This is a genomic window from Ruegeria sp. C6 (assembly GCF_056537625.1).
In genome coordinates this window covers 86,066-106,335 of sequence record NZ_JBQFRW010000009.1, presented here as the reverse complement: position 1 = coordinate 106,335, position 20,270 = coordinate 86,066, and the positions used below count along the sequence as shown (strand labels likewise).

13 protein-coding genes are annotated in these 20,270 nt (G+C 52.6%); 3 read left to right on the top strand and 10 right to left on the bottom strand.

All coding sequences use genetic code 11. The features are described 5' to 3' along the window. Nucleotides 1-1,017: 1,017 nt before the first annotated feature. The 4 genes from ACR0MJ_RS19815 to ACR0MJ_RS19800 form a co-directional block, all read right to left on the bottom strand. Nucleotides 1,018-4,146: an efflux RND transporter permease subunit gene (locus ACR0MJ_RS19815; protein WP_480762273.1), complete on the bottom strand. Its 3,129-nt coding sequence runs from the start codon at nucleotides 4,144-4,146 to the stop codon at nucleotides 1,018-1,020. A gap of 8 nt (nucleotides 4,147-4,154) precedes the next feature. Further along, the gene (locus ACR0MJ_RS19810) at nucleotides 4,155-5,255 is read right to left on the bottom strand and encodes an efflux RND transporter periplasmic adaptor subunit (RefSeq protein ID WP_480762272.1); all 1,101 of its coding nucleotides are present in this window, start codon (nucleotides 5,253-5,255) and stop codon (nucleotides 4,155-4,157) included. A gap of 219 nt (nucleotides 5,256-5,474) precedes the next feature. Beyond that, nucleotides 5,475-6,278 (bottom strand): alpha/beta fold hydrolase, encoded by an 804-nt coding sequence (locus ACR0MJ_RS19805; RefSeq protein ID WP_480762271.1) that lies wholly within the window; start codon nucleotides 6,276-6,278, stop codon nucleotides 5,475-5,477. Between the two features lie 153 nt (nucleotides 6,279-6,431). Next, entirely contained in the window at nucleotides 6,432-6,788 is a 357-nt protein-coding gene (locus ACR0MJ_RS19800; RefSeq protein ID WP_480762269.1) for a hypothetical protein, read from the bottom strand. Between the two features lie 171 nt (nucleotides 6,789-6,959). Between ACR0MJ_RS19800 and ACR0MJ_RS19795 the strand changes: the two genes are divergently transcribed. Both ACR0MJ_RS19795 and ACR0MJ_RS19790 read left to right on the top strand, forming a co-directional pair. Next, complete coding sequence (locus tag ACR0MJ_RS19795) at nucleotides 6,960-9,596, top strand: AsmA family protein (RefSeq protein WP_480762267.1); 2,637 nt, start codon at nucleotides 6,960-6,962, stop codon at nucleotides 9,594-9,596. 230 nt (nucleotides 9,597-9,826) lie between these two features. After that, entirely contained in the window at nucleotides 9,827-11,062 is a 1,236-nt protein-coding gene (locus tag ACR0MJ_RS19790) for an adenylate/guanylate cyclase domain-containing protein (protein ID WP_480762266.1), read from the top strand. An 89-nt stretch (nucleotides 11,063-11,151) separates the two neighbouring features. Here the strand turns inward: ACR0MJ_RS19790 and ACR0MJ_RS19785 are convergent, their stop codons facing one another. From ACR0MJ_RS19785 to ACR0MJ_RS19775, 3 genes are all read right to left on the bottom strand, one after another. After that, nucleotides 11,152-11,991: an SDR family NAD(P)-dependent oxidoreductase gene (locus ACR0MJ_RS19785; protein WP_480762265.1), complete on the bottom strand. Its 840-nt coding sequence runs from the start codon at nucleotides 11,989-11,991 to the stop codon at nucleotides 11,152-11,154. Between the two features lie 469 nt (nucleotides 11,992-12,460). Next, nucleotides 12,461-14,878 carry a DNA topoisomerase (ATP-hydrolyzing) subunit B gene (gene gyrB / locus ACR0MJ_RS19780; RefSeq protein ID WP_170395385.1) on the bottom strand — a complete coding sequence of 806 codons (2,418 nt, stop codon included), beginning with the start codon at nucleotides 14,876-14,878 and terminating at the stop codon, nucleotides 12,461-12,463. 102 nt (nucleotides 14,879-14,980) lie between these two features. After that, the gene (locus ACR0MJ_RS19775; RefSeq protein ID WP_170408653.1) at nucleotides 14,981-15,553 is read right to left on the bottom strand and encodes a TetR/AcrR family transcriptional regulator; all 573 of its coding nucleotides are present in this window, start codon (nucleotides 15,551-15,553) and stop codon (nucleotides 14,981-14,983) included. 99 nt (nucleotides 15,554-15,652) lie between these two features. Here ACR0MJ_RS19775 and ACR0MJ_RS19770 point away from each other — a divergent pair, with 99 nt between their 5' ends. Next, nucleotides 15,653-16,219: a carboxymuconolactone decarboxylase family protein gene (locus tag ACR0MJ_RS19770; protein ID WP_170423365.1), complete on the top strand. Its 567-nt coding sequence runs from the start codon at nucleotides 15,653-15,655 to the stop codon at nucleotides 16,217-16,219. Here the strand turns inward: ACR0MJ_RS19770 and recF are convergent. The 3 genes from recF to dnaA form a co-directional block, all read right to left on the bottom strand. Further along, a complete protein-coding gene (gene recF / locus ACR0MJ_RS19765) occupies nucleotides 16,216-17,313 on the bottom strand; it encodes a DNA replication/repair protein RecF (protein WP_170408655.1) in 1,098 nt (365 codons plus the stop codon). The genes ACR0MJ_RS19770 and recF overlap by 4 nt on opposite strands. A 39-nt stretch (nucleotides 17,314-17,352) precedes the next feature. Further along, entirely contained in the window at nucleotides 17,353-18,474 is a 1,122-nt protein-coding gene (gene dnaN, locus ACR0MJ_RS19760) for a DNA polymerase III subunit beta (protein WP_010442547.1), read from the bottom strand. 225 nt (nucleotides 18,475-18,699) lie between these two features. After that, on the bottom strand, nucleotides 18,700-20,082 hold the full coding sequence (gene dnaA, locus ACR0MJ_RS19755; RefSeq protein WP_170395377.1) for a chromosomal replication initiator protein DnaA: 1,383 nt from the start codon (nucleotides 20,080-20,082) through the stop codon (nucleotides 18,700-18,702). Nucleotides 20,083-20,270 lie beyond the last annotated feature (188 nt).

Genomic DNA, 20,270 nt, shown 5'->3' with positions numbered 1-20,270 from the left:
CTTGAAGCGCGGATGCTAACGAAACAGGTGGGTCAATTTTAATCGCTCATAACCCACCCAAGTGGGTCAATTTCGCATGCCGATTCACAGGGATGGACTCCAACCGACGTCCAAAGGTCTCTTCATCGGAAAGCTCATCACTCATCGAAGGGATTCCAATCGCCTTGCTCCTGACAGCGCGCGCACAGGGCAGTTGCCTTGTTCTTCTTCCGTACAATATCCCCGACATGACCACATCTTGCACATGTGCGCTTGCTATCCAGTACGAGACGTTTGAGCGGGAGATCCAGGCATTGATCGTACCGAAGGAAGTTGATCTGGATTGGACCGTCTGAGCCCGTCGTCACATCCGACATCTACACTTGAATCGGTGTCTCACAGGTCTCTCGAACCAGATGCTCCGCCTCTGCGAGGAACCGGCCAAGCAAGACCAGCCTGTCCGGACCAATGCTTGGCCACAATGACGCCGTATCAGCGCTCACCAGGTCTGGAAAGCGATTTGCTACGTTGAGCTCAAGATCTGTTGGCCACCTCGCCTCAGCGCCTTCAAACCGACTTTGAAGGTAGTCGTTGTAGCACCAGCAACAAAGCGTCGTGAGATAGCCCTGGATACTTTGGATTCCGGCAGAATTTATGCGCCGTTTTTTGCCTGGTGATGCGAACCACTTCACATAGAATCAATCTACGTGCGTAAAAATATTACTTTTCGCGCGATATGACGATTTTGTGATAGTTTTTGGGCGGTAAAAGACGGTTTGAGTCCACGTACGGCGCAACTCGACCTGCTTTCTCGATACGGGTCATGACCAGCAGACGCGCGGCTCCGCTAAAACCAACCTGGACAGCAGGGCGGTTTACTGAGCAGTCCTGTTCGCAGCGATCATAGCGCACATTTTTGAGATCGTGGCACAACGCGACACATCTCTTGGTGCTTTAAAAGCGTTCTATTCCACGCTTACGCGATCAATTTTCTAAATCGCTAGCATCCAAGGAGAAACCCAAAAGGCTTCACTGGTTTCAAATTTTGCGAACAGAACGACCCAGCCCAACCAACCGTTCTCGAAAACTCTGGAACGCTGCATAGAGTACAGGAATCATAATCAGCCCAAGAGTGCTGTCGAGGATCATTCCGAACAATACCGGATAGCCCACTGATATTCTTGCAGCTGCTCCTGCTCCGCTGGACAATACCAGAGGTAAAACACCAACTATGAAACACAGACCTGTCATTGTAACCGGCCGGAACCGGATCTCTGCTGCTTTTAGGGCCGCATCTTGAATGCTTACACCATTAGATCGCTGCTGATTGGCGAATTCGACAACCATGATTGCTTTCTTGGCTGCCAAACCGATCAATAAAACCATCCCAACCTGAGCAAAAATATTGCTGGTGAGGAAAGGCAATAGCGCTAGTGGGATCAATGCACCCAAAAGTGCGAAAACAACAGATGAGATTATCGATAGGGGTAAAATCCAGCTTTCATATAAAACCACAAGAAAAAGGTAGGCCAGCACCATGGCTGAAAGCATGATGTACGGCACAAGACCCTTTGCCTTCACTTCTTGCTGGGTCACACCCGACCACTCGATCTGAAATCCATCGGGAAGGGTTTCGTCGGCAATCGTTTGAATAGCAGCGATCCCATCGCCTGAACTGACTCCATCAGCCAGCTGAGCGCTGACGGAGGCTGCTGTAAAAAGATTGTAACGCGGGACAGTATCCGGTGCGAGAACCGGTTCACTACTGACGAAGTTTCGAACCGGCAGAGAGTCTCCAGCACTGTTTTTTACGTAGATATTGTCGACGTCATCCAATGTCTGCCGGAATTGAGCGTCTGCGGATATTACAACCCAATAAACCCGCTCATTCAGAACAAAGTTGTCGACGAAGTACGAGCTTAGGTTGGATTGCAAAGCCGAAAAGATATCGGCCACATTTACGCCGAGGGTCTCTGCTCGGTCGCGGTCAATCGACAGTTTATACTGAGGACTTTGGGCTGAAAAATTGCCATGTGCCCGCGAAAACTGAGGAGCCGCATTCAGCGCAGTTACAAAACCATTCATCACCGAGTCAAGCTTTGCCCCGTCGCCGTTTTCGATATCTAACAATTCCAGAGAAATTCCCCCGGTTGAACCAAGCCCGTGAATGGTCGGGAAAGGAAAGACGTATGAAACCCCCTCAGGCAGTGTCGCGAGTTGGCGTTCCAATCGATGCATGATCGCGAACCATTGCAAGTCCCTGCTGGTTCGCTGATCCCATGGTGCTAAAGTGACTATTGCCATCCCTGCATTCGAGCGACCTCCGGCCAGCATCGAGTGGCCAGAAACAATTGTGACTGACTCAACTCCAGGTGTCTGCTCAATCAGCGCACCTGCTTTATCCATAAACGCTTGTGTGCGTTGCAATGAGGCACCGTCGGGCAACTCCATTGATGCCATCAAAACGCCGTTGTCTTCTTGCGGGATCAGGCCAGTCGGAACAGAAACAAAGAAGTAAATAGTCAAACCTACGGCTCCTGCGAAAGCCAGTAGCGACATCGCCATGTAACGAAGCATGAAAGCGACAAGGCGCAGATACTGACGCCGCAACCAATAAAGCCCAGCCGGTACTAAAGCCAGAGGTCCAAACGGCTTTCTGCCTGTCTTCAGCATTATTGCACACAATACCGGCGACAGAGTTAGCGCATTAACTGCGGATAAGACAAAAGCGAAAATGATAGTGAGCGCGAACTGGAAATAGATTGTGCCGGTTACACCAGGGAAGAAGCAAACCGGCACAAAAACAGCCGCCAAAACAAATGTGGTCGCAATGATTGGGCGGTTCACTTGAGACATCGCTTTTAACGTCGCTTCACGAGGATCCAATTCCTCCTCACACAGGATTCGCTCTGCGTTCTCGACAATGATGATTGCATCGTCCACAACCAACGTGATTGCCAGCACGAGAGCAAATAGCGTTATCATGTTTGCGCTGAAACCGATGCCATAGATCAGCGCTACCGTCCCCAAAAGCGAAACGGGAATAGCAATGGCTGGTACGATGGTGCCGCGCACGCTGGCCAGAAACAAGAAGGTCACCGTGACAACAAGTCCGGCTGTCAAAGCCAAAGTTTTCAAGATATCCCGGATTGAAACACGCACTGCATCCGTGACGTCATACGTAATTTCATAGGACACGCCCGGCGGAAACTTTTTTGACAAGTCCTTCATCAATGCGTGCAGGTTGTTCGAGATTTCTAGCGCATTGGCTGAGCTTTCTTGATATACGGCGACGGTTGCAGAGTCTTTTCCGTTCAATTTAGTCGAACCGGAATAGGTTGCGGAACCTAACTCGACCCGAGCGATATCCTCTAGTCGAGTTACTGACCCATTTGCGTTCGAAGCGACGATAATTCGCCCGAATTCCTCTGCATCCCGCAGCAAGCCCTCCGCCCGCAGCTTGAACTGAAAGTCCGTTTGGCCATCTGCGAACGGTGGTGCTCCAACTTGTCCAGCGGCCGCGATGACGTTCTGATCCTTGATCGCGTCGGCCACCTCGGCCGCAGTAATACCTAGCGCAGCCATACGCACCGGATTGATCCAGACCCGCATGCTATATTCCAGCTGGCCGAACTGCCGAACTGCGCCTACCCCTGGCAACCTTTGCAAAGGATCGTGAAGGAAATCAGCGGCATAGTTGCTAAGATACAATTCATCTCGCGATCCGTTTGGCGAGGTCAGGTTAATAACAACGATCATATTCCCAGACCGCTTGGTTACCTCAATTCCCTGCTGCAAAACGGCCGATGGCAGTTCGGAGCTGGCTAGCGCGATTCGGTTTTGAACCTCAACAGCGGCTACGTCGGGATCAGTGCCCAGTTCAAAGGACACATTCAGCATGTAGGTGCCGTCGTTCGCGCTTTTGGAGGCCAAAGACAACATACCCGGTATACCGTTTACGCGTTCTTCAATGGGAGTAGCCACAGATTCCAAAATGACTTGTGCATCGGCGCCCGGATAAGAGGTATCAACATAGATCTGTGGAGGCGTGATATGCGGATATTCGGTGATCGGGATGAGACGGACACAGACCGCTCCGAATATAACCATCAATATCGCTATAACTGCTGCAAAATGCGGCCTGTTGATGAAGTAGCGCGCGATCAAGCCGGACCCTAACCTTGACTTTCGACCGCTTTCACGACCAAACCATCATGAATTTTTTGAAGACCCTGGACTACCACACGGTCACCTTGGGTCAGACCATTTGTGACCTCGGTTTTGGTAGACGTTTGGGTGCCGATCTCAATATTCCGTCGGTTCGCTTTACTCAGATCATCGACTAAAAACACAAAGTATCCCTGCTTATCAAATTGCACAGCGTTACGCGGCACGGTCAGCACCTTCAGGTCGTCGGATCCAGTCAGACCAACACTCACGAATTGACCTGGAATCAAAACTCCATCCGGGTTGTCAAAGCTAGCGCGTAGTTCAATGGTGTCAGTATCCTGATTGACGCTGTCGCCGACGAAAATGACCTTACCCTCCGCTGGATAGGTCTCTCCATCTGCCAATCTAATTTGGGTCGTCAGCTTGATATTGCCTTTGTCAATGAGCCCTTTCCGACGCTCCTGCTGTAGAATAGGCTCAGAGATAAAAAAGCTAACTAGCATCGGATCAATACTGTTTACAGTCGCCAGAACACCAGTGTCCGAACTCACGAGATTGCCTGCATCAACAACAGACAACCCGATGCGTCCATCAATCGGGCTGACGATTTCGGTATAATTCAGATCGATCTGCGCAATCTTTAGATTTGCCTTTGCTTCATCTACCGCCGCTTGCTCTGATGCGTAATCTGCTAACGCAGTGTCCAGCACCGACTGCGGTATATCTCCCTTATCGAACAAGGCCTTCTGCCGATCCAATTCGGTCTTACCCGCCTGAGCGCTGGCTTCTGCGCTTTTTAGCGCGGCCGAAGCCCTATCTACGCTGGCAGCATATTTATTCTTTTCTATGCGGAATAGAACATCGCCTTTCGACACCGTTCCACCCTCGACAAAATTGACCTCCTCTAAAAAACCTTCCACCCGTGCTTGCAGATCGACGCTTTGATCTGCAACTACGCGACCGACGAACTGATCTTGTTTTTGCAAATCCTCTAGCGTCGCTGATGCCACCATCACGCTGGGAACAGTCGCTTCGGACTGAGCCACTGCCATTGCCGGCAGAAACAAGTAAAAGAGTATTGAACCAAGCAGATCAGAAGGTTTCAAAAGGCCGCCCTTTTGCTAGATTCATTCGACTATCTCCGCATCAGAACGGCGGCGCAACGGTTTTCTCCTGCGGCGAGGCTAGCCCAGTTTTAAGTGCTCTACTCATCCCCTTACGGGAACTCTCGCTATCGCAAACGACTTGGTCTCAAGGGATCTGCCTAACGAAAATCAGACGACGCTTTAGGTGATATCACGCTGTTTTTGCAATCGTTGCTCTGTTCAAAGCCTGCGCAAGAAGCTTGATAGGACACTTTGAAAATCTACTCGATATTGGTCTACATCATCAAACTTTGGGGTAATAACTGCCAATTCTGCGTTAGGGATCATTTTTGAAAGCGACGACGCATAATCAAGCGGGTGAATGATGTCATTGTCAGTTCCAACCACCAGCGTCGGCACATTTATCGAAGCGACATCGTCGACACTCAAACTTGGTCCGTCCATGGAAATCCGCGTAAGCAGTTCCGCAGTGATATCGAGCGGTTGTCTGTCGAAAAGCTCGAGAAGTGCACTCAAATTGTGAGAAAAATGCTCCGACAACATGCTATGGAGTTCACTTCTCCGAAATTTGCTCAGTGCTTTTTGGTGATCCTGACGAAGAGACCGTCCGATAAGCAGTAGTGGAAGCAAGTTTGATGGTGCTTGAGACAGCAGCCAGGCTGGTCGACCCACGACCAAGGCTCTGATAAGCTCAGGTCGCTGAACGGCCACACGCAGAGCAACGGCGGAACCCATGGAAATACCACCGATTACGACAGGCCGGGAAGCTTTTGCCTCTATGAGCGCAATCACGTCGTCTGTGAATTGTCTGATCGAGAAGTCATCAGCAGGCCCGGCTTCTGAGTTGCCATGTCCGCGAAACTCCATCGCTACAACACTTGTATCTGTATCTTGCGGAAAAGCCTCAATTGGATATTCAGCGGTGTCGCACAAGCCGTGTTGAAACACCATGGTGTCATCTGTGAACTCGCCGTGCACATCTAGTTTTATACCATCGCAATCAAATTTCGATTTCACAACCATCTGACATTCCTAAATGAGCTATCGGTCGATAGCCAAAGCTTAGACAACAATTCGTTCTTTTCGTGGAGCCGTATCGCTCCCTTGAACCAGGATTGCGCTGTCAGTTCGAAAAGCAAAGAGACCCACTTTCAGTGGATTTGGTCCACACTTGTGTCAAGCAGATATCTTTCCTGTTGAAATCGCGGCGGCAAAAACAGCGATCCAAGCAAAAAGCCAGATTGCAAAAAGGATTTTCTTGGGCTGATTTTGTACTCGGACAGCAACGGATGACGCGAGAACAGCGATTATCGGTATCAAGGCGACCCAAGGCACAATTACGAAAAACAGCGGCAAAAAGAGGGGTGCCGAAAGGACAAACACTAGGGCTGTGAATAAAGCAAAAAGCAACCCTGAAATCGAATAGTCTTCCAACTCAACCACAGTGGTGAAAGCGCCAAACAAAGCAAGCAAGCCCATCGCAAACGGGAAAGCAAGCAAGGCTGAGATCAAAACGATTTTCCAAAGGCCCATCGCTCTTTCTCGTCTTCAGATTGATGCATTGTCCAAAAAACATGCACGTTGTTTATTTTGGAACAAATGAATTTGGCATTTCGATGGACGTCTCCACAACTGCCAAAGGCAGTGTCTCTTTGAGCAGACGTTTGTTAGCTTGGGCGATGTGAGGCGAAGGTGTTGGGTTCCATGAAACTGATTTTGCGAATAGCTGGACATGCCGCCCTGCTCATTGTTGTCGTCATTGCGCTTTTCTGGACTGCCTTAGCGTTGCCTGTTTTCTCCGGCTTTCGAACGCCGGTTCTCGAAAAGATGCTTTCAGAACAAATCGGACAGACAGTGAAAATAAGAGGAGATGTGAGCGTCGTTTTGGGACCAACAACCCACGTCCGCGCAACCAAAGTGGAAGTGCCCAGCGAGACAATAGAAAACGTGAGTTTGGCAGCACTAGAAGTTCTGGAGCTTGAACTAAACCTGCCAGCGTTGATTTCAGGTCAGATCAGCATCGACAACTTGATCATCGATGGACTGAAAGTTCGACTACTGACCGATGCAGACGGGATGCAAAGCTGGATTGCGACCAATCGGCCTCAGGTTAGTACGACAGCATTAGGAATACAGGATGATACGGGTGGTATTCTAGATTTCCTGAGCGACAAGACAGCAGCTTTCACGTCTGTTTCTCTGATCGCGGACAATGAGACAACTGGTTTCGAATTCGATTTCGAATTGGAAAATCTGCATTTGGATCAACTCGGTGACAATTCCGGTGCAACAGTCACAAGCCACGGAACCGTAAACGGGCAGAGCTTTCAGATCAAAGGTGACTATCCACGAGGCCAGCCATTCAGGACAAACGCGAATTTCGGAGCGATGCAGCTTGACCTCAACGGCAGCCCTATCTCGGAGGAGAATGGTGGCGGTTTCAAAGGCAAACTGACGTTGGATACTGGTGAAATCGGCGATCTTCTGGCACTTCTCCGACTGGATCGCGATATTGAAGGTCGGGCAAATCTAGCGGCCGACATAGAAAGCCAGAACCCAAAGCTGAAAGTCTCAGATCTCAGCACGGCCTTAAACCTTTCAAAAGGTCAATTGCTGACAGTGGAAGGCTCTATCGAAAATCTGATCGGCTTTGAAGGTATCGATCTTGCAGTTGACGGACGCCTCTATCCGCAGGGAGATCCACCTGAAACGGCCACGGATCTAAAGGACTTAAAGCTCACCGACCTTTCAACCCACGTTGTTGGCACTGAAAACGCGCTGGAGTTTCAGGATCTGACTCTGACGACCAATGCGTTTGACAATGAATTAAAACAGATAGGTCCGGTTCGCTTTGGCCGCCTGTTTCGCGCTGGCAATGGTAATCTGATGCTGGAAAATATTAGCTTGCAGGCGGGACCACAGGATCGACCCTACTTTTTGGCCAAAGGCAACATTAAAGACCTGTTACGCCTAAAAGAGGTCGACTTTAGCGGTACGATGTCGATACCGTCATCGCTGTTTTTCCGAGGCCTAAGCGCAAAATCGCTTGGCATCGTCGAAGGCAGTTTTTCGGTGGACGATCTAAAGGGGTTCTTAAGCCTCAACAAATTCGATGCGCAGACCGTTGATACCGAAATGTGGGAGCTTAAAACCCAGGCTAAGCTCGGGAACGTAAACGAATTTGAAAACCTGTCTTTCGATTTCAATCTAGATGTCAAAGACAGCGCCCGTTTCCTAGCGGCCATCGGGCAGAAAACAATCAAAGCCGGACAATTAAAGGTCAGCCTGTCCGCAAACGGAAAACAAGACAACTACTCAAGCGTACTCGCACTAACATCTGGAAAGTCGCAACTGAGTGCCAAACTTGAGACATCCACGTCTGGCGCGCGTCCACTGACGCAAGGCATGGTTTCCAGTCAGAGTATCGAACTTCAAGACGTTAAAAACGCTTTTGCTTTTGTCTCACGCATTGCAACAAGCTTTCGCCAACCCGGAACCAGTGGCGTAAAGCACAAGGTGTCGAAAGGCAAAGTCAGTGATCTTGTCGAGGTAGAAGACTTTCTGCTCGATCAGGATGTCGATGTGTCCATTGACATCAAAAAAATCGAGGGCGAACAGGGAATAACCAGCCTGTCCAGCCATCTCAAGGCAATGAACGGCATTGCCCAGCTTGGGCCGGTCGAAGTCGCATATGATGGAGGTCATTTCTCCGCTACGGCAAAACTGAATATGGTGAAGAGCCCGCAGTTGCTTTCACTTCAAGGCACAATAAAGGATTGGAATCTGGCAACCTTGTTCAACGAGTTTAATACCAAATACTCGGCAGTAGGCCAGCTTCATGGGAATTTTGAGTTTACCGGAAACAGGCGCTCGGTTGAGACCTTTTTTAACTCGATGAGAGGCTCTGCATCTATCTTGATGACAAATGGTGGAATATCAACCAGTCTTCTCGAACTGTCCGGACTTGGCATTTTTCCTTGGCTAATTTCTGAAGAACTGAGAAAAGGTTACAGCAAGATCACGTGCCTCGCCGCTCCCATTAAAATCGATGCTGGCGACGTTTCATTCAGCTCGTTTGTCGCGGAAGCCAAAAAGGTACAGCTAGTTGCTCGCGGCGATCTGGATTGGATAAAAAACACGATTTCAATTCAGGCCGAGGCCCGAAAACTCGGCAGGCCCTTGTCGCGGAGCGCGTGGCCGTTCGAGGTCGTTGGGACGCTGACGCATCCGAAAATCAAGCTTCTTCACCACAACGTTTTCCAGAAACGCGCGGACGGAGCGACAGAGTTACCCGAAAACCGAAGATCCTGTGTTCCGGATATAGATCAACTGAGGCAATAGGATAAGATTGACGTTTCGACCCCCGCTGTATCCAAGCGATCTTTCGGAATCTGGGTGCCTTGAAAATTGCTCTTTCTGTGTTTGCCTTCAAATAAAAAAGCGTGAGATGAATGAAGACGGCAGCTTTGTCCGCTTTGGGCAGTGAGAACCGCTGGAAATTGAAGTTGAGGTGTCCTTGAAGTGAAATAGACTGGGAGCTAACTGTTGAGACAACCCGTTGTGAGGTCATCATGGCAGCTCCATTAGTCCAAAACTGGGAACTGACCGCCGCCGTTAAGGACATAGCCGATTGGCTGGTTCAACAGGGCTTGGAGAATGCGCCTGTGGAGCTCTGGCTTGAAGCATTCTGCAACCGTCTTGTTTCGGCAGGAATTCCACTTCAAAGAGCAAACATCACTGTTCGCGCTCATCATCCCGAGATTGGAACCGTCGCTTTTCGCTGGCACAGGGATGGCGGCAACGAGCGAGAGAACTTTGTCCGAAGAACGGATGCGCCTGAGGAATACGTACTAAGCCCGATTTACTATCTTTTGGCAAACAACGTTGAAGAGATCAGGCAAGATCTGACAGTCGAAGAACCCGCGCTCAACTTTCCGATCTTCGACGAACTTCGCGAGCGCGGTGCCACAGACTACTTCGCTGTCAAACGGTTCTTCCTTCTTCCAAATAATGCTACACCTGTCGATCCAATGCAGGCCGAGGAAGGTGCCATTATTTCATTGGCAACCGACGCGAGCGGGGGTTTCACAAGCCAGCAACTTGACGGTTTGCGTCAACTGATATCTCCACTTTGCCTGACGCTGAAATGTGGGGCAAACAGGCTGATGGCTGAAGACATAACCGCCGCGTACTTGGGAAAAGACGCCAGCAGGCGGGTTCTTTCCGGGGACATCACCCGAGGTTCATCCGAAACGATTTCAGCGGTGATTTGGTACTTTGATCTACAAGGATTTACCAAATTGTCAGAGGCGCTTCCGGGACATTCAATAATAGAATTGCTAAACGATTACTTTGCGGAAGCTGTTGACGTTGTTGAACGTCATGGCGGCAATGTTCTGAAGTTCATGGGAGATGGAATGCTTGCCATCTTCGATATCAATCAAGTTCCGGATGCGCGCCGCGTTGCAATTCACGCAGCAGCGGAGTTGCGAGATACCTTTGACGAACTCAACCAACGACGGCAAGCGGACGGTTTACCAACGACCGGCTTCACTCTTGCGCTGCACGCCGGCGATGTTCTTTATGGAAACATTGGCGGCAGAACCCGCTTGGACTTCACAGTGGTCGGCCCGGCAGTCAACACATCGTCGCGCATTCTTGGCATGTGCAGCGCACTAGATCAGAACATTATCGTCTCCAACAAGGTGGCCGGCGACTTGGTGAACTCCATTCCAAGTCTTGTTTCCCTGGGGCAATACAGATTGCGCGGTGTTGCTGAAAGGCAGGAGCTGTTCACGATAGACTAAACGCGAATTGAAAGGCACCGCCTAACCCGTAGGGCCGCCGAACAGTCTCCGATCTTTAGCTCGTACTGAGTGCTGGACTATTACGATGATTAGTCAGCCTTCGCCATAAACGCTTCGAAAGCTTTCTTATAGTCTGGATGCCATCGGCTTAGTGGGGGGCGATTTTCGATGACGTCTCCCACGCTCCAGGCAATGCGTTTCTCATCGATATCACGTGAGACATCATTGTCTGGGCAGAGGATGTAAAAGTCCCCGCGGTTCACGCTGTCGACAAAGAAGTCGACCGTCTGCTCTGCGGTCCAAGCGGAGGCAGGTTTTTCAGGCAGGGAGATCATACCAGTATAAACAAAGCCAGGCACAAGGAGATGCGCTGTGATCTGATGGCCGGGACCGTTTCTCAGCTCATGTGATAGCGCCTCGGTGAATGCTTTCAGAGCTGCCTTTGAGACGTTGTAAGCCGGGTTGCCCGGAGGTGTGGTGATACCTTGCTTGGACCCTGTATTGATTATTGCACCTGGCCTGTTTCGCGCGATCATATTTGGCGCGAATACCTGAGTGCCATGGATCGGACCCCAAAGGTTTACGCCCAGCATCTTATCCCAAGCCGTGGCGTCCCCAATGGTCGATGATTTGCCGCCGACACCAGCGTTGTTCATTAAGATGTCTGCCCCGCGGTAACGGTCTGCTACCCTCCGTTCCAACGCTTCTAACTGTGCTCGATCACTGACATCTGTCTCAGACGTCATCACATCGGCCGCACCGGCGGCAGACACCGTGTTTGCCGCAGTAGCCAGTTTCTCGGTGTCTTGATCAACAATAACAATGCGCATGCCCATCTGAGCGAACTTCACTGCTGCGGCGAGGCCAATGCCGGAAGCACCCCCGGTGATCACGGCCACAGAGTCTGAGGTAAATGCGGGGTGTGTCATCGGCTAGGCTCCTCTTTTCCCGTGTTGGATAGACAGGCCCAGAAAACCCCAGACCTGCTATTATTGTTAGGCCACGTTGGCGACGTTGGTCTTGAGCTTCATCATACCTTCCATACCGTAGGCGGTGAAGAGCGCCTGGGTTGCCTTTTCCGCTTGCCGGTTCATCGGAATGATAGGGTCTGCCATGCCGCTCTTGTGCACTTCATTTTGGATTTTTTGGTGCCCAAGCATGGTTTGGGTTGAGTTTGCCAACTAGAATGCGCTTTTGATTGAGTTTTGGTGCGTTCACGTAGATCGAGCTACGCTAAGACAATCGAAAATTGAGCGCGTATAGTGAACCGTGCAAACTTTTAGGCGAATCGTGCAAACTTATGCGCAATTGCTGTGAAAAATTATGGGCGAAGACACCCAGATTTTTTGAATAAAATCAATGATAGGAATGCAGTGTTATGTGCGTACCTACAACCGCTCAAAAATCCAAATTCTCCACGCTCAGAGCATTCTTTTGAATGAATTCACGGCGTGGCTCTACCACATCACCCATAAGCTTGGTGAACAGATCATCGGCCTCGACCATATCATCCACGCGTACTTGCAAAAGGGTCCGTGCGTCCGGGTCCAGCGTTGTTTCCCAGAGTTGATCGGGGTTCATCTCTCCCAAACCTTTGTAGCGTTGCAGCGACAAGCCCTTTTCGCCTTCTTCCAGAATCGCGCGCAGCAGGTCGAGCGGGCCGTGTATGACTTGACCCCGATCGCGACGCACCAACGTTGCGGGGGTGTTGTAGACCTCTTGCAGGCTTTGGGTGAAACTGCCGGTTTTGCGGGCCTCACCCGAACGCAACATGGGGCCGTCCAGTGTGCGTACTTCTTCCACACCGCGCAGGATGCGCGCGAGGCGGATGCCGTGATCCTGTGTGATGCGGCCTTGCCACCCGCGTTCGTATTCCAGTGCAATCAAGTCAAGGCGCGCCGCGACCTTGTCGGCCACGCCCTGCAAATCGGCATCAACAGCGCCGGGCACGAAAGCACCGGCTACAGCAGCCTGCTCCAGAATATGGCGCGGATAATGCGTTGGGAAGGCGTCCAGCACACGCTTCAGCTGGCGCGCTTCATCCACTACGCGGGTCAGGTCCTGGCCGATGATTTCCTCGCCCGAGCCTAATTTAAGTACTGCGCCTTCGACGCCCTGATTGATCAAATAATCATCCAGCGCGGCCTGGTCCTTCAAGTAAACCTCTGATTTACCGCGAGAAACCTTGTATAGTGGTGGTTGAGCGATGTAGAGATACCCGCCCTCGATCAACTCTGGCATTTGCCGGTAGAAGAAGGTCAACAAGAGGGTGCGGATATGCGCGCCGTCAACATCTGCGTCCGTCATAATGACGATTTTGTGGTAACGCAGTTTTTCGATGTTGAATTCGTCGCGGCCAATGCCGGTGCCCAACGCCATCACGAGGTTACCGATCTCTTGGCTCGACAACATCCGGTCAAACCGCGCCCGTTCCACGTTCAAGATTTTGCCACGCAAAGGCAGAACAGCCTGAGTCAGCCGATCCCGACCGGTCTGGGCAGAACCACCAGCCGAGTCCCCCTCGACCAGGAAAACTTCAGTCTTGGACGGATCTTTTTCAGAGCAATCCTTCAGCTTACCAGCCAGATAGTTCACATCCATCGCAGTCTTGCGGCGGGTCAGTTCGCGGGCTTTACGGGCGGCCTCGCGCGCTAAAGCTGCCTCGATGATCTTACCGACAATCCCCTTAGCCTCATTCGGGTTCTCTTCGAACCATTCAGCCAGCTTCTCGTTCATCAGACCTTCGACCGCCGGGCGCACCTCAGAGCTGACCAACTTGTCCTTGGTCTGGGACGAGAATTTCGGATCGGGCACTTTCACAGACAACACGCAGGTCAGGCCTTCGCGTGCATCGTCACCGGTGAAGCTGACCTTTTCCTTCTTTGCGATGCCGCTGGACTGCGCATAGTTGTTGATCGTCCGGGTCAGCGCGCCGCGGAACCCAGCCACATGGGTGCCGCCATCGCGCTGCGGGATGTTATTGGTGAAGGGCAGTACGGTCTCATGATAACTGTCGTTCCACCACATGGCGATTTCCACGCCGATATCGTCACGCTCGCCCTTGATATAAATCGGTTCGGGCATCGCCGGGGTCTTGGACCGGTCGAGATATTTGACAAACTCTTTGACGCCGCCCTCGTAGAACAGCTCGGTTTCCAGCCGCTCAGCAGGGCGCTCGTCGATCAGGATGATCCGCACGCCCGAGTTCAGGAAAGCCAGCTCGCGCAAGCGCTTTTCCAGCGTCTCAAACGAGTATTCGAGGTTCGAAAACGTGTTGGTCGAGGCCAAAAATCGTACCTCGGTTCCCGTGCGATCGCCGCACTCGCCGACGACTTTCAGATGTTCCGCCGTCTCACCGCCCTCAAAACGCGCCACATGTTCCTTGCCGGCCCGCCAAATGCGCAGTTCCAGCCAATCGGATAGCGCATTCACCACCGAGACGCCCACTCCATGCAGACCGCCTGACACCTTGTACGAGTTGCTGTCGAATTTACCGCCAGCGTGCAGTTGGGTCATGATGACTTCAGCCGCTGAAACGCCTTCCTCGGGGTGGATATCCACCGGGATTCCACGTCCATTGTCACTGACCGAAACGCTGGAATCAGCGTGAATTTTTACAGTCACATGGTCGGCATGACCGGCCAGTGCCTCGTCAATTCCGTTATCGACAACCTCGTACACCATATGGTGCAGACCCGAACCATCATCCGTATCCCCGATATACATACCGGGACGTTTGCGAACTGCCTCTAAGCCTTTGAGAACTTTAATGGAATCAGCGCCGTATTCTTGGGGTGCCTGTGCGTCTTCGGACATGCCGTTAGTACCTATATTATTTTGGTAACTTATACGTTTTCTGGTGGGGATTGTCACGTGCTCCCCCCATATTTTGTGGTTCTGATCCGCTTAATTTGCGGATCAAAGCCGATCAAGGTCTGCTGCAATATCCTCGGCAATTTCTGCCGCGTTCACATCGTCCCGTTCGGCTGACAATCGCAACCCCAGAAGGTCGGATTGATAGCGCGCCGCCAAGCGATCCGGGTCATGACTTGGCGCGATTTCTCCGGCCTTCTGCGCGCTGCGAAAGAGGTCCGCAAAACAAGCTTTCATGTCAGCCATATGGGTTTGCGCCTGATCAGCCAAATCATGGTCTTTGGCTTGCAATTCCGCATAAGTCTTCGCCAACATGCAGGCTTTTGTTGGCAGTTCCGACGCCTCGATCACACGACGAGGTTGCACCTTAAGAGCACCAAGCGGGCCCAATTCCTGCGCCAAAGCCTTCATATTGGCAACCCCTTCCCGAGTATACCGCTCTAACGCCAGGGCGTAGAGCGCATCTTTCGACCCGAACGCCGCGTAGAAGCTGCCCGGTTTAAGCTTCAGCTCTCGCTCGAGATCCTTAAGCGATGTCCCCGCCCAGCCGTGACGCCAAAAAATGTCTCGCGCCTGCGCGATAAGCGCGTCTCGGTCATATGAGGGTTTGCGGGGCATCGTTTCACCAATTCTTGAACGTTCGCTCAAATATATACTTGAGTGATCGCTCAAGAAACCCTAAATACGACTCATCGCGCCAGAAACAGGAGTTTTGACATGGCCAATTTCCCGTCTCACGACCTAGAAACCGCCCCGGAAGGGTCCAAGCCGCTGCTTGAGAAATCTCAGGCTGCATTCGGCCGCCTGCCCGGTCTTCATAAAGTAATGGCTGAAAGCCCCCAGCATCTGGAAGGCTATCAGGTTCTGCACGGCCTGTTTCTGCAGACCGATTTCAACAACGACGAAAAAACCGTTGTCTGGCAAACCATCAATGTCGAAAACGAATGCCATTACTGCGTGCCTGCGCATACCGGCATCGCAAAGATGATGAAGGTCTCTGACGAGATCACCGAGGCGCTGCGCAACGAAACGCCGCTGCCCACGGCCAAGCTGGAAGCGCTACGCACTTTTACCCTGCAAGTGATGGAAACCCGTGGAAACCCGACTGAAGAACAGTTGCAGGCCTTCTTTGACGCTGGCTATTCCCACCGTGCGGTCCTGGATGTCGTGCTGGGTCTGGCACAAAAAACCATGTCGAACTACGTCAACCACATGGCCAAAACCCCGGTCGACGAAGTGATGCGCGGCTTCCTTTGGGAACGCAAAGTCGGCGAGCCTGCCTAAACGCGGACGACCGAGCCCTCGTCGCCTTCGGTAACGACCAGCGTTTGGGCTCGATCCCCCAATTCCGCAAATAGCTCAGGCCCGGTGCCCGTCATCCAGGCCTGTGCGCCCAGCGCACAAATCTCATCATACAACGCAGCGCGCCGACCCGCATCCAGATGCGCGGCCACCTCATCCAGCAATACAATAGGAGGTGCTCCAACCATCTCCGCCAACGCTCGCGCGTTTGATAGGATCAGCGACACCAGCAATGCTTTCTGCTCACCGGTCGAGCAATCTTTGGCAGGAACGCCCTTGGCGGAATATACACCATACAGGTCTGATCGATGCGGGCCGACCAAAGTCCGCCCGGCGGCCAGATCGCGAAACCGGCTTTCATCCAAAGCTTCTCGCAAGTCTTCCGCCGTCTCAGGCATTGCACCTTCGGTTTGGACCAATTCAAGATCCGCTGACGGAAAGGCCGTCTCAGCTTTGTCCTGTGCTGCGCGCAGATACTCCAACGTACTCAACCGCGCGGCGTGGATGCGATGCCCCATCTCGGCCATCTGCCCTTCCAGCGCCGCGTACCAATGGGCATCGCGAACTTGTTCTTTCAGCAACCGGTTCCGCTCGCGCATCGCTTTTTCATAGGTCAGAGATGCCTCGGCATGTGCCGGATCAAAACTCAGCGCGATCCGGTCGAGGAACCGCCGCCGCCCTTCAGCCCCTTCGATCCAGAGACGGTCCATCGATGGGATTAACCAAACTACCCGCGCCAGCTTTCCCAATTCAATCTGGCTTGAGGTTTTCTCATCAATCCGCACTTGCCGCGCCGCACCACCTTCGGACCAGGTTTCAATCTCGAAATTCTGTCCTTGCGCATTCAATAGCCCAATCAGCTTCCACCCCAGCGCCTCGGGGCGCCGTGTCATCTCAGCGGCGCTTGCCCGCCGCATCCCGCGCCCGGGTGAAAACAGAGAAACCGCTTCCAGGATGTTGGTCTTACCGGCACCGTTTGGCCCATGGATCGCGACTGGCCGCCCGTCCAACGACAGGCGCGCCAGCTTATGAGACCGAAAATGCGAGACCGTAAGCTCGGTCAGGGCCAATCCCATGACCCCTCTCTTTCGTTAGAGATCACCCAGTCGAGGCAATCAGACGCGCATCGGCATTACGACATATACCGCGCTTTGGTCGTTGCCTTCGCGCATCAGCGTCGGATCACCTGCCGAGTTGAACATAAACACCGCATTTTCACGATCCACCTGAGACGCGATTTCGAGCAGATACTTAGCGTTGAACCCGATCTCCAGGCGCTCATCCCCGTAAGCAACTGCCAGCTCTTCCTCAGCCGCACCACTGTCGGGTGCATTCACTGACAGAACCAGCTTATCCGCATCCAATTGCAGTTTGACGGCCCGCGACCGCTCGGACGAAACTGTCGCCACACGATCCACAGCCTGCGCGAATTCAGCCGCGTCCACTTCTAACTTGCGCGTGTTGCCTTGCGGGATGACGCGTGTGTAATCCGGGAACGTTCCGTCGATCACTTTCGAGGTGAGCGTGATGTCAGGTGTTGCAAACCGCACCTTGGTTTCGCTGACCGAGACGGCGATGTCCATCTCGTCATCATCCAGCAGCTTGCGCAGTTCGCCCACGGTTTTGCGGGGCACGATCACGCCCGGCATATCCGCTGCACCATCCGGCAGATCCGCATCGATCCGTGCCAAGCGGTGACCATCAGTCGCCACGCAACGCAATACCTTGCCGCCCTCGGAACCATCCGCAACGTGCATGTAAACGCCGTTCAAATAATATCTCGTCTCTTCCGTGGAAATGGCAAACTTCGATTTATCGAACAGCCGGCGCAACAATGCCGCCGACGCCGTAAAGTTCGATTGGTATTCTGAAGACGCCATAACCGGGAAATCTTCTTTCGGCAGCGTCGCCAGAGAAAAATTCGAGCGCCCCGCTTCCACGGTCAACCGCCCAGCTGCACTATCTGCGGTCAGGGTCACCAGCGCCCCATCGGGCAGCTTGCGTACGATCTCATGTAGCGTTGTGGCCGCAACAGTCGTAGCGCCCGCTTTCTCGACTTGCGCGGGGGCCTTGTCGACCACTTCGATGTCCAGATCGGTGGCACGAAACAGCGCCTGATCGCCTTCGGCCTCGATCAGCACGTTGGCAAGTATGGGAATCGTGTTGCGACGTTCGACAACTGACTGGGCCTGCGAAACGGCCTTGAGAAGGGTGCCGCGTTCGATGCTGATCTTCATACCCTCTGTTCCTTTGACTTGCGTGCCGAAATAGGCGGGACTGGCACGTTAGCGTCTCAGCCCTGAGGCACAAGGATTTTTTACGGATTTCTGGGTCGGATTGCCTCGGTGGTCAAGAGCAGCGCGCGTGAAACACTCCAGATCATTCTCAACCGTGGACAATAGCGCACAAGAAAACACCCCGAACGCAATAGTCCGGGGTGTTTTTCAAGGATTCAGTGCGGTTTAGGCTTCCAAGGCCCGGCGCAGCATCTCAACATCTTCGGCAATCTGGCCATCGGTCAACTTCAGCTCTTCGATGCGCTTCACGCCATGCATGACCGTGGTGTGGTCGCGCCCGCCAAATCGACGGCCAATCTCAGGCAGCGACCGACTGGTCAGTTGCTTGCACAGATACATCGCCACCTGACGCGGACGCGCATAGGACCGCAGGCGTTTAGGGCCGATGATATCGCTGAGGCGGATGTTGTAATAATCCGAGACCTTGCGCTGGATCTCTTCGACGGTGATCTTGCGCTCGGAGGCGCGCAGTACATCGGCCAGACAATCCTGCGTCAGCTCCATATCGATCTCGCGCCCGACCAGCGAGGCAAAGGCAAAAAGGCGGGTCAGCGCCCCTTCCAGCACGCGCACATTGGTCGAGATGCGGTGTGCAAGGAACTCCAATACACCATCAGCAATGGTCAGATCGGGATAAGTGCTGCTGTACTGCTGCACTTTGTTCTGCAGGATTCCCAGACGCAATTCGTAGTCTGTGGGATGAAGATCGACGACAAGGCCACATTGCAGGCGTGACTTTACGCGGTCTTCAAGGTCCTTGATCTCGCCCGGCGCGCGGTCGGCCGAGATGATGATCTGCTTGTTCTGATCCACCAGCGCGTTGAACGTGTGGAAAAACTCTTCCTGCGTCGAATCCTTGCCAGCGATGAACTGCACGTCATCGACCATCAGCACATCGACCGAACGGAACAAGTGCTTGAAATCCATCATGCGGCGTTCACGCAAAGCCTGCACAAAGCGATACATGAACTGTTCTGCTGACAGATAAAGCACATTCAACTCGGGGTGCTTGGTTTTCAACTCCCACGCAATCGCGTGCATAAGGTGGGTTTTACCCAGTCCAACACCGCCGTAGAGCACGAGCGGATTGAAAGTTACCGGGCCGCCCTCGGATACGCGGCGAGCTGCGGCATGTGCAAGTTCGTTGGGTTTGCCAACAACAAAGCTATCAAAGGTAAACCGTGCATCCAGTGGCGCAGCCTGTAGTGCTTCAAGTGCATCATTGGCTGTATCTGTAACAGCGGGCCGGGTTTCTGGCGCGGGAGATGGCTTGGACTCTTCCACCAATGTGGGACGGGCTGACGAATTGGCCGCTGTGCGAAACGCCAAGCGCTGAACCTTTTCGCCCGAGGTATTCAGCTCATAGAGAATAAGGTCCGCAAAATTCTGACTGACATAGTTGCCCATGAAGTTGGTCGGCACCGAGAACACCGCTACACCATCCTGCAACTCCTGAAACTCCAAGGGTTCAATCCAGGTGGTAAAATTGTTCTTCCCAACCGCCTTCATCAATTTGCTACGCAGTTGTCCCCATTTCTCTTGTGTCATTCGGCGCCTCACGCATCCCATTCATTATTGGCCTTAAGGCCTTTTTTAATGTGTCCCGAATTACGGGCCTTTATGGCGCTCACACACAAGGGAACGTTTCGCCAAACCTGATGGTCTGGCGGGTACGCTCGAATATCATCGCAGTCCAATACAGCACGGCCCCAAAATGGGGGCACACCCGGAATCCG